The sequence below is a fragment of the Romboutsia timonensis genome (genome assembly GCF_900106845.1).
In the GTDB taxonomy this organism is placed as follows: Bacteria; Bacillota; Clostridia; order Peptostreptococcales; family Peptostreptococcaceae; genus Romboutsia; species Romboutsia timonensis.
This window is the reverse complement of record NZ_LT629850.1, coordinates 1582975-1594459: the sequence shown is the minus strand read 5'-3', so window position 1 is coordinate 1594459 and position 11485 is coordinate 1582975. Positions and strand designations below refer to the sequence as shown.

Below are 11485 nucleotides of genomic sequence, written 5' to 3'. Positions count from 1 at the left end.
ATACTATTAATTGATTAAAAACATCAAGGAGACATGGTCTATGACAAATTTAATAATTATAGGATCAGATGTATATGCTCGTAGAGTTATTAAATGTATAGAAGCTCTTATAAAATCTGGAGAGGAAATAAGTATAAAGGGCATACTAGATAATAACGAAGAAAAAAATGATGTAAAAGGATATAAAATACTAGATAAAATAGATAATGCTAATTTGTATAATGATGAAGACACTAGTTTTATAATAGCTATAAAAAATAATAAGACTAGACAAGAAATAGCAGATAAATTTCAGGAATTTGATTATTACACAGTTATTCATCCTAAAACGCATATAGGAGAGAATGTATCTATAGGCAAAGGAAGTATAATAATGGATGAAGTTAATATAAAAGATAATACTAAAATAGGTAATCATGTAATAATTAATAATGGATGTATAATAGATGAAGAAGTTATAGTTGAAGACTATGTTAATTTATTACAATCATCTAGCCTAGGCAAGCTTGTAAAGGTAGATTCATTAACTAGTATAGGTAGAGATGTTTTAGTAATACCAAAGATATATATAGGCAAAAAAAGTATAGTTAAAAACGCATCAATAGTAATAGAAGATGTAGGAGACAATTGTCTTATGGAAGGAACTACAGCGAAAATTATAAAAAAATTATAAATTGCAGTAACTTCATTTAATCAATTCAAACTTAAATTTATAATATGGTTAAATGAAGTTACTTATCATTGTAATAGCTTTGTATTATTTGACAAGAAAAATAAAAGTAGAGTATATTTAAAATATAATTATACTTTAAATACAACCAAAAGGTGAAGTAAACTATGAATACAAGAGCATTAAGCATTATAAAAATATTATTAAATTCAGTAGAACCTGTAAGTAGCCTTGCACTATCACAAGAAATAGGATGTTCTACAAAAACCATACAAAATGAAATAAAGGAGGTAAATAAAGAACTTAAAAATTGTGAAATTGTATCAATAAGAGGTGTAGGGTATAAGATAGAAGGAAATCTTGATGATATAGACATTAAAAATAGTGATTTATATAATTATGATAGGGTTGAATACATAATAAAGAAGATTATAAATATAAGTTCTACAGAGAAAGATACTATAAAGCTAGAGGATTTAGCAGACTCTATGTATGTAAGTCTTTCAACAGTTAAAAATGATTTAAAAGAAGTTAAGAAAATATTAAATGAATATAATTTAAAAATAAGTTCAAAACATAAACAGGGAGTTTGTATAGAAGCATCAGAAGAAGATATAATCAAATTTATAATAAATTATTCAAATAAAGTTGATAATAGTTTAAGTATAAAAGACTTTTTAGATAATAATATAATTGAAAATCTATTTAGCCTAAAGAAAATTTTATTAGATACATTAAATTATGAAAATATGATTTTAACAGATAATGAGTTTAAAAATATAGTAAACTATATAAGTATATACTTAAGTAGAAATAATACTAATCAAAGTGATTTTATAAAAGAATATATAAAAAAATATAAAAGTAAAAAGGAAAAGCCTATAAGTGAAGATGAACAACTTTTAATAAGAAAAGCTATAAAAGAATTTTGTAGAGATTTAAATATTGCAACATCTATAAATCTATCACATGATAAAGTATTTGAAGAGTGTTTATTTAATCATATAAGTAATTTATACAAAAGAGCTGATTTAGGTATAAATCAATATGAAATAACTGCTGGGGAAATAAAGCTTAAATATCCTTTTGCCTTTGAGCTTGGGAAAATAGCGAAAAAGACAATAGAAAAAAACTTAAATATGGAAATAAGTGAAGATGAAGTTGAAAATATTGCCCTTCATATAGGTGGAGCACTTGAAAGAATTGATAAAAGGGACGAAAAAAAAGTATATAAAACTATAATAGTATGTACTTCCGGTGTAGGTACATCCATGTTAATTAAATCTAAGCTTGAGAATATATTTAAAGGAAAATTAGAAATAATAAAAGTAATCCCTTCGTATTTAATAGATTATGTAAATGTTTTAGATATAGATTTTGTAATATCTACAGTTGAAGTAAATTTAGAAAATGTTAATGTAATAAAAGTATCTCCAATGCTTACTGACAAGGAAATAAAACTAATAGAAAAGTATATTGAAACAGAAAATGTTTATATAGATTTAGATATACAAAATTTATTTAGCAGTGAATTATTTTTTAAGGATATAAAAGCTGAAACTCGTTCACAAGTAATAGATATAATGTCTAAAAAGTTAGTTGAAAAAGGATATATAGATGATACTATGAGGCAATCATATTTTGAAAGAGAAACAATAGCAACTACAGAAATCGGAAATATGGTAGCTATACCTCATGGTGCTAAAGGAGAAGTATACGAAAATAAAGTAGCTATAGGAATATTAAAAGAACCTATTTCCTGGGAAGTAGGAAAAGTAAGACTTATTATAATGCTTGCTTTAGATAAAGATAAAATACTAGATTATGAAGAGGTATTTTCAAAAATATACAAAAGGGTAGACTCTATTGCCAAGGTAATAAGTATATGTGAAAATAAAAGCTATGAAAAGTTTATAAACTTATTTAAATAATTAAAGTATATAAATTAAAAATTAATAAATAATAAATATAGATAAATTTCTCTTTTAACTAAGAGAAATTTTTTGGCTTTCACGGAAAACATTTTCAATTTATTATATAAATATAAAGAAACAAGAGGAGGGAAATAGATGATATATACAGTAACATTAAATCCATCTATAGACTATGTTATAAAGTTAGATAGCTTAAATCATGGTAGTGTAAATAGAGTAAATGAAGAAAATATATATCCTGGTGGAAAAGGAATAAATGTAAGTAATATACTTAACGAATTAGGATATAAAAATATAGCACTAGGATTTATAAGTGGATTTACTGGGAAATATATAGTAGATTCTATGATTGCAAAAAATCTAAACTGCGATTTTATTGAACTTTCAAACGGATTTACTAGAATAAATGTAAAAATAAAAAGTAATGAAGAAACAGAAGTAAATGGAAATGGTCCAAACATTAGTGAAGAAGATTTACAAAAACTTTATAATAAAATAGATAATTTAAAAAATGATGATATATTAGTCCTTGCAGGAAGTATACCATCTACTGTAGATGATAAATTATATGAAAATATAATGAAGAGATTAGAAGATAAAAATATAAAAATTGTAGTAGATGCAACTAAAAACTTATTATTAAATGTATTAAAATATAATCCATTTTTAATAAAACCAAATAATCATGAATTAGAAGAAATGTTTAATGTAAAGCTAAACTCTATAGAAGATATATCTAGGTATGCTAAAAAACTACAAGATATGGGAGCAAGAAATGTATTAATATCTATGGGAAAAGATGGCGCATTACTTCTTACAGAAAATAATGAGGTATTTTTAAGTAACACACCAAAAGGAACTGTTAAAAACTCTGTAGGAGCAGGGGACTCTATGGTTGCAGGGTTTATTGCAGGGTACTTAAATACTAATAAATATGAAGAAGCTTTAAAATTAGGTGCAGCATGTGGAAGTGCTACAGCATTTTCAAATGATTTAGCAACTAAAGATTATATAGATAGGTTAGTAAATGAGATAGAAGTTAAAAATATAAAATATGATAATGTATTATAAATTTAAATCATAGAAAGGTGATTAAAATGAGAATAACAGATTTATTAGATAAGAAGTCTGTAACACTAGATCTAGTAGCATCTACTAAAATAGAAGCTATAGATAAAATGATAGATTTAGTAGAAAACAGTGGAAATTTAAATAATAAAGAAGAATACAAAAAAGCAATAATAACTCGTGAAGAAATGAGTACAACAGGAATAGGAGAAGGGGTTGCAATACCTCATGCAAAAACTAAAGCAGTAAATAAAGCGTGTTTAGCTGCAGGGGTATCAAAAGATGGTATAGATTATGAATCTTTTGATGGAAGTTTATCTCATTTATTCTTTATGATAGCAGCACCAGATGGAGCTAATGATACTCACTTAGAAGTATTATCAAGATTATCTACAATACTTATGGATGAAGAATTTAGAAATAGCTTAATAAATGCAACTTCAGTAGATGAATTTATAGCTCTAATAGATAAAAAAGAAAGTGAGAAATTCCCTGAAGAATCAATAGAAGTTGTAGAAGAAGTAGTTGTTGATTCTAAATACCCTACAGTACTTGCAGTTACAGCTTGTCCAACAGGAATAGCTCATACTTTTATGGCAGCTGAAAGCTTGGCAAAGGCTGGAGAGAAAAAGGGAGTATCTATAAAGGTAGAAACTAACGGTTCTTCAGGAGCTAAAAATATATTAACTAAAGAAGAAATAGAAAATGCAACTTGTATAATAGTAGCAGCAGATAAAAATGTTGAAATGGCAAGATTTAATGGAAAGAAAGTTATAATAACTAAAGTTGCTAATGGTATACACAAGGCAGATGAACTTGTAGAAAGAGCATCAAAAGGTGATGCACCAATTTATAATCACAGTGGTGATGTAGTATCAAATAATGAAGATAATGAAAATGAAAGCATTGGTAGAAAAATATATAAGCACTTAATGAATGGTGTTTCAAATATGTTACCATTTGTTGTTGCAGGTGGGATATTAATAGCAGTAGCATTTTTAATAGATACAATGCTTGGTCAAGTAGGTGGAGCAAACTTTGGTTCAAACACTCCAGTAGCAGCAACATTAAAGAGTATTGGAGATTTAGCATTTAGTTTTATGCTACCTGTTTTAGCAGGATATATAGCTTATTCAATTGCTGATAGACCAGCTCTTGTAGTAGGATTTGTTGGTGGTGCTATAGCAAAAGATGGTGGAGCAGGATTTTTAGGTGCTTTAATAGCAGGTTTCTTAGCAGGATACTTAGTTGTAGGACTTAAAAAGTTATTTAGTAAACTTCCACAGTCTTTAGATGGTATAAAACCAGTATTATTATTTCCACTATTTGGTACACTTTTAATTGGTATAATAATGACATTTATAATACTTCCTCCAGTTGTAGCAATAAATAATGCTATGGTTAACTTCTTAGCTAGTCTTGGTGGAACTTCAAAAGTATTACTAGGTTTAGTATTAGGTGCTATGATGGCAATAGATATGGGTGGTCCTATAAACAAAGCTGCTTATGTATTTGGTGTGGCATCACTTGATGCAGGTCAATATGAAATAATGGCAGCAGTAATGGCAGGCGGTATGGTACCACCACTTGCAATAGCTCTTTGTACAACATTCTTTAAAAATAGATTTACTAAGGAACAAAGAGAGTCTGGTAAAGTAAATTATGTAATGGGATTATCATTTATAACAGAAGGTGCAATACCTTTTGCAGCAGCAGATCCACTTCGTGTAATACCAGCTTGTGCCGTAGGTTCAGCAGTTACAGGAGCATTAAGTATGTTATTTAATGCATCACTTAGAGCACCTCATGGTGGAATATTTGTTGTACCAGTTGTTACAAATCCTATTATGTATTTAGTAGCAATAGTAGTTGGCTCAATAGTAGGTATGGCTTTATTAGCAGTTTTAAAAAAGCCTTTAGATAAAGAAGCATAAAATAAAAAGCCCTATAGAAATTTATCTATAGGGCTTTTTTACGCTTAAGGATATTATAATATTTTAAAAAATGTGGATAACTTCTGAATGTAAGTAATATCAATCAACTGGTTTTGAGCGTAAAAAAGATTTTGAGCAACGGACAAAGTCGTTGGCGACATGAGCGAAGCGAATTTTTTACGTATAAGAAACTATGATATAAAAATTTTAGATTTTAGGATAAGATTAATAAATTTAAAACATAAAAAATGATAATTTCAGCATTAGATGTGTCCGAAATATTTCGCTAAATACGTTTTTCAAAGTGGTAGCGAGTGAAATATCATTGGCGGTATAAACTAATTCGACGACTCGTCACTAAAGCCATATGAGCTTTTTATTATTAAGGTTTACATAATTTAGAACTAGATTGTTTATTTTTACTATAAAAATATAGTTTGAATCTAAATATTATAAAGAAAAAGAGAGCTAAGAAAGGGCGTAGGTGTTGATATATAATGAAAATTTTATATATGAAAATTGAAATAGAAATAGTTGTAATAAGTAGTAAATAAATGTAATTTTATATTTTTTAAGACATTATAGAGATTTTACGATATACTAAAAGTAACAAAACGGTAACAAAAAATTGGAGGGACTATTATGAAAAAGAAACTAATCATGTCTACAGTTGCTATGACTGTTATGTTAGGCTTTAACAGATTAGCCTTTGCCGATACAATAAACAATAATGATAATACACAAAATGATAATCAACAAGAATTAACATATAATAATGGATACGTAAATTCAGATAGAGTTAACTTCCGTAAAGGAGCGTCAACAAATTCAGATATCTATAAAGTATTAGATAAAAATACTAGTGTAACTATATTAGATTATGAAGGCGATTGGAGTAAGGTAAAAATAAATGATACTGTAGGATATGTTTATACAAAATATATAACTGCTGGTAATAAAGTTATAGATGCATCTAATATTGATGAAAGTAACACAGTAAGTTTAGATGTTAAGGCTACAGCTTATGCAGGAGACACTATAACATCTACAGGTACTGTACCTACAGAGGGAACTACTATAGCAGTTGATCCAAGTGTAATACCTTATGGTTCAAAAGTTTATATACCTGAGTTTGACAAGGTATTTACAGCTGAAGATTGTGGAAGTGCTATAAAAGGTAATAGAATAGATATATTTATGGAAAGTGAAGCAAAATGTAATGAGTGGGGAGTAAAAAATATTACTATCTACATGTTAAAATAATATAAAATCTTAATATAAAATATATTTTAGTAAATAATAAAAAGTAGCTTATTTAATCATAAGCTACTTTTTGTAATAAGTAATATTTTGAGCAAAGCGAATTTTAGATTACATACAAGATATTCCTATTACTCCAGGTCCAGAGTGAGAACAGATAACACATCCTATATTAACATCGTAAACATTTTTAACCTTAGCATGTTTTAATAAAGTTTCTCTTAGTGTTTCTAAATCTTCTTTGTTGTCTCCACAACCAAGAAAAATAATTCTATCAGTTAAATCATCCCCATACTTTTCAACTAAAGAATTTACTAAACTAGTGAATATTTGTTTTTTACCTCTTACTTGAGATTTTTGAACAACTAAACCATCTTTAACATTAAGTATTGGCTTTATATTAAGTAAACTTCCTAGAGCAGCCTTAGTAGATGATATTCTACCACCTTTTTTTAAGTACTCTAATGCATCAACAGAGAATATAACTTCTATATCATTTTTTAGGTTTTCTAAGTTCTTAACTATTTCATCAACAGATAATCCTTTTTCAACCATTTCACAGGCCTTTATAACTAGTGGACCGGCACCTATAGAAAGGTTGAAAGTGTCAAATATAGTTATATTAGCATCTACATCTCCTTTTGCAAGTACGGCACTTTGGTAAGTTCCAGATGCAGCTGATGAACCTGCAAGATACAGAATTTCATCATCTTTATATTTTTCAAAGAATTTTACAAATTGAGCATATGTAGCCTGAGATGTTTTAGGCATAGTATCATTTTCTCTAAGCATTTTGTAAAACTCATTAGTAGTTATATCAACTCTGTCTAAATATTCTTTTTCATTAAATATAACTGTTAGTGGAACTATATCTATATTGTGTTTTTTTATTATTTCAATTGGTAAATCCGTTATACTATCACATAATATTTTTATCATTATTTATAAGTCCTCCAAATACTTTGATTAACTAAGTAATATTATAGTATCATGAAACAAGCATAAAAGTAAACAGTTTTTTGATAATCAAAATAATTGATATGTGAAGGATTTTATAAAAGAGTATGACTTAAAAATTTTTCAAGTCATACTCTTTTAACTTTGATATTTATATATTAATTTATTATTTAATTATAGCTATAAGATTTGAAAAATATATATTTATACTTTTAGATTTTTTATTTATAAATATAGAAACAAGTCCAATCAATATATTAAGCAATATTATACAAAGAGAAGAAACTATGTAATCTGAATTAAAAATTATTGAAGTTCCTTTATATAAACAAATTACACATAATATTACTAAACATAAATATTTAACATGAGTAAAAAATATTTTTCTAAAAATATTAGAAGCATCTTTATATTTTTCAATATCTAAGTCACGTAAATTATTTAAATCTTTTTCAACTGATGGATTACAACAAAATGTTATAAACTCATTTGATGTAAATAAAAATAGATTAAATAATGCGAAAAACATCATTACAAATCTTAATAATAGGTATAATTCGTTAACATCTTTACTAATATAATTGTTAAATATAGATATACATACTGGGTCAAATATTAAGAAAAATGTAGTTGATATTTTCAAAAACTTTTCTTCTAGTAATATCTTTTTTAATTCAAGTAGTTTTGATATGTCTATACACGTAAGTTTTTTTCTCATATAAATCCTCATTTCTTTCAAATAATTACTAAATTATATTATATGATAAAGTGTCGAAATATAGAATATGTTGGATATAAAAAAAGAAAAAAGTAATATAAATAATAAGTTAAACTACTATTTTACATTTGATTTTATTGGAGTTTGATATAACAAGTATTTTAACGTATTGCTATTAAAAGGATAGAGTGAATATATATCAACAACAACTGATAAAGGAACTACAAATTCTTTATTAGGCTTTGATATAGTTATAATTTAAACTCTAATAAGATAAGAAAATTATTGGAAAAGGTTAATAAGGGTATAATAAATTAATATAAAATACATATCATAAGTTTGATATAGGTTACAAGTTAATATAATGTAAATTAATAAGCGATATATAAAGGAGAAAAAATGAAAGATAAAAAAGAATCTAAAGGAATAGGATGGAACCTAGACAATAGTTATTTAAATCTTCCTAAGGTATTTTTTAGTAAGATAAATTTAAATCCTGTATCATCTCCTCAATTAATTATTTTAAATGACACATTAGCAAAAGAGTTGGGATTAGATAGTAATTATTTAAAAACTGAGGAATGCGTAAAAATACTATCTGGGAGTGAAACTATAAAGAAAGGTGCTTTTATTGCACAAGCCTATGCAGGGCATCAATTTGGGCATTTTACGATGCTCGGAGATGGAAGAGCTTTATTAATAGGAGAGCAAATAACACCATCAGGAAAAAGATATGATATACAACTTAAAGGATCAGGGAAAACTCCATATTCTCGCGGAGGGGATGGAAGAGCAGTGCTTGGACCTATGATTCGTGAATATATAATAAGTGAAGCTATGTATAATCTTAAAATTCCAACAACACGTAGCTTGGCAGTAGTAAAAACTGGAGAAACTGTAATTAGAGAAACTGTAAAAGAAGGTGCAATCCTAACTCGTGTGGCGTCTAGTCATATTAGATTTGGAACTTTTCAATATATATCACAGTGGGGAAATAAAGAACAACTTAAAGAATTAGCTGATTACTCAATAAAAAGACATTATCCATATATAGAAGATGATGAAAATAAGTACATTAACTTTTTAAAAGAAGTAATAAAAGCTCAAGCAAGTCTTGTTTCTAAATGGCAATGTATTGGNTATAAACAAATTACACATAATATTACTAAACATAAATATTTAACATGAGTAAAAAATATTTTTCTAAAAATATTAGAAGCATCTTTATATTTTTCAATATCTAAGTCACGTAAATTATTTAAATCTTTTTCAACTGATGGATTACAACAAAATGTTATAAACTCATTTGATGTAAATAAAAATAGATTAAATAATGCGAAAAACATCATTACAAATCTTAATAATAGGTATAATTCGTTAACATCTTTACTAATATAATTGTTAAATATAGATATACATACTGGGTCAAATATTAAGAAAAATGTAGTTGATATTTTCAAAAACTTTTCTTCTAGTAATATCTTTTTTAATTCAAGTAGTTTTGATATGTCTATACACGTAAGTTTTTTTCTCATATAAATCCTCATTTCTTTCAAATAATTACTAAATTATATTATATGATAAAGTGTCGAAATATAGAATATGTTGGATATAAAAAAAGAAAAAAGTAATATAAATAATAAGTTAAACTACTATTTTACATTTGATTTTATTGGAGTTTGATATAACAAGTATTTTAACGTATTGCTATTAAAAGGATAGAGTGAATATATATCAACAACAACTGATAAAGGAACTACAAATTCTTTATTAGGCTTTGATATAGTTATAATTTAAACTCTAATAAGATAAGAAAATTATTGGAAAAGGTTAATAAGGGTATAATAAATTAATATAAAATACATATCATAAGTTTGATATAGGTTACAAGTTAATATAATGTAAATTAATAAGCGATATATAAAGGAGAAAAAATGAAAGATAAAAAAGAATCTAAAGGAATAGGATGGAACCTAGACAATAGTTATTTAAATCTTCCTAAGGTATTTTTTAGTAAGATAAATTTAAATCCTGTATCATCTCCTCAATTAATTATTTTAAATGACACATTAGCAAAAGAGTTGGGATTAGATAGTAATTATTTAAAAACTGAGGAATGCGTAAAAATACTATCTGGGAGTGAAACTATAAAGAAAGGTGCTTTTATTGCACAAGCCTATGCAGGGCATCAATTTGGGCATTTTACGATGCTCGGAGATGGAAGAGCTTTATTAATAGGAGAGCAAATAACACCATCAGGAAAAAGATATGATATACAACTTAAAGGATCAGGGAAAACTCCATATTCTCGCGGAGGGGATGGAAGAGCAGTGCTTGGACCTATGATTCGTGAATATATAATAAGTGAAGCTATGTATAATCTTAAAATTCCAACAACACGTAGCTTGGCAGTAGTAAAAACTGGAGAAACTGTAATTAGAGAAACTGTAAAAGAAGGTGCAATCCTAACTCGTGTGGCGTCTAGTCATATTAGATTTGGAACTTTTCAATATATATCACAGTGGGGAAATAAAGAACAACTTAAAGAATTAGCTGATTACTCAATAAAAAGACANAAATAATTACTAAATTATATTATATGATAAAGTGTCGAAATATAGAATATGTTGGATATAAAAAAAGAAAAAAGTAATATAAATAATAAGTTAAACTACTATTTTACATTTGATTTTATTGGAGTTTGATATAACAAGTATTTTAACGTATTGCTATTAAAAGGATAGAGTGAATATATATCAACAACAACTGATAAAGGAACTACAAATTCTTTATTAGGCTTTGATATAGTTATAATTTAAACTCTAATAAGATAAGAAAATTATTGGAAAAGGTTAATAAGGGTATAATAAATTAATATAAAATACATATCATAAGTTTGATATAGGTTACAAGTTAATATAATGTAAATTAATAAGCGATATAT

9 protein-coding genes are annotated in these 11485 nt (G+C 26.4%); 7 read left to right on the top strand and 2 right to left on the bottom strand.

Annotated elements, in window-relative coordinates:
* The first annotated feature begins 40 nt into the window (after nucleotides 1–40).
* From BN7997_RS10235 to BN7997_RS10215, 5 genes are all read left to right on the top strand, one after another.
* Nucleotides 41–673, top strand: coding sequence for a PglD-related sugar-binding protein (locus tag BN7997_RS10235; protein WP_071120689.1), 633 nt, complete (start codon nucleotides 41–43; stop codon nucleotides 671–673).
* A 164-nt stretch (nucleotides 674–837) separates the two neighbouring features.
* A complete protein-coding gene (locus BN7997_RS10230) occupies nucleotides 838–2601 on the top strand; it encodes a BglG family transcription antiterminator (protein WP_071120688.1) in 1764 nt (587 codons plus the stop codon).
* Nucleotides 2602–2739: 138 nt separating this feature from the next.
* Nucleotides 2740–3675, top strand: coding sequence for a 1-phosphofructokinase (gene pfkB / locus BN7997_RS10225; protein ID WP_071120687.1), 936 nt, complete (start codon nucleotides 2740–2742; stop codon nucleotides 3673–3675).
* A 26-nt stretch (nucleotides 3676–3701) separates the two neighbouring features.
* Nucleotides 3702–5606, top strand: coding sequence for a PTS fructose transporter subunit IIABC (locus BN7997_RS10220; RefSeq protein WP_071120686.1), 1905 nt, complete (start codon nucleotides 3702–3704; stop codon nucleotides 5604–5606).
* Nucleotides 5607–6248: 642 nt separating this feature from the next.
* Nucleotides 6249–6869, top strand: a complete 621-nt coding sequence (locus tag BN7997_RS10215) for a 3D domain-containing protein (RefSeq protein ID WP_071120685.1) — start codon at nucleotides 6249–6251, stop codon at nucleotides 6867–6869.
* A 108-nt stretch (nucleotides 6870–6977) separates the two neighbouring features.
* Here BN7997_RS10215 and BN7997_RS10210 read toward each other — a convergent pair whose 3' ends face one another.
* Together BN7997_RS10210 and BN7997_RS10205 are read right to left on the bottom strand one after the other, a co-directional pair.
* A complete protein-coding gene (locus BN7997_RS10210) occupies nucleotides 6978–7805 on the bottom strand; it encodes a DegV family protein (RefSeq protein ID WP_071120684.1) in 828 nt (275 codons plus the stop codon).
* 184 nt (nucleotides 7806–7989) lie between these two features.
* Entirely contained in the window at nucleotides 7990–8541 is a 552-nt protein-coding gene (locus tag BN7997_RS10205; RefSeq protein WP_071120683.1) for a hypothetical protein, read from the bottom strand.
* 399 nt (nucleotides 8542–8940) lie between these two features.
* Between BN7997_RS10205 and BN7997_RS10200 the strand changes: the two genes are divergently transcribed.
* Nucleotides 8941–9729 carry a protein adenylyltransferase SelO family protein gene (locus BN7997_RS10200; RefSeq protein ID WP_071120682.1) on the top strand — a complete coding sequence of 263 codons (789 nt, stop codon included), beginning with the start codon at nucleotides 8941–8943 and terminating at the stop codon, nucleotides 9727–9729.
* 746 nt (nucleotides 9730–10475) lie between these two features.
* Nucleotides 10476–11123 carry a protein adenylyltransferase SelO family protein gene (locus tag BN7997_RS10190; protein WP_083335088.1) on the top strand — a complete coding sequence of 216 codons (648 nt, stop codon included), beginning with the start codon at nucleotides 10476–10478 and terminating at the stop codon, nucleotides 11121–11123.
* Nucleotides 11124–11485 lie beyond the last annotated feature (362 nt).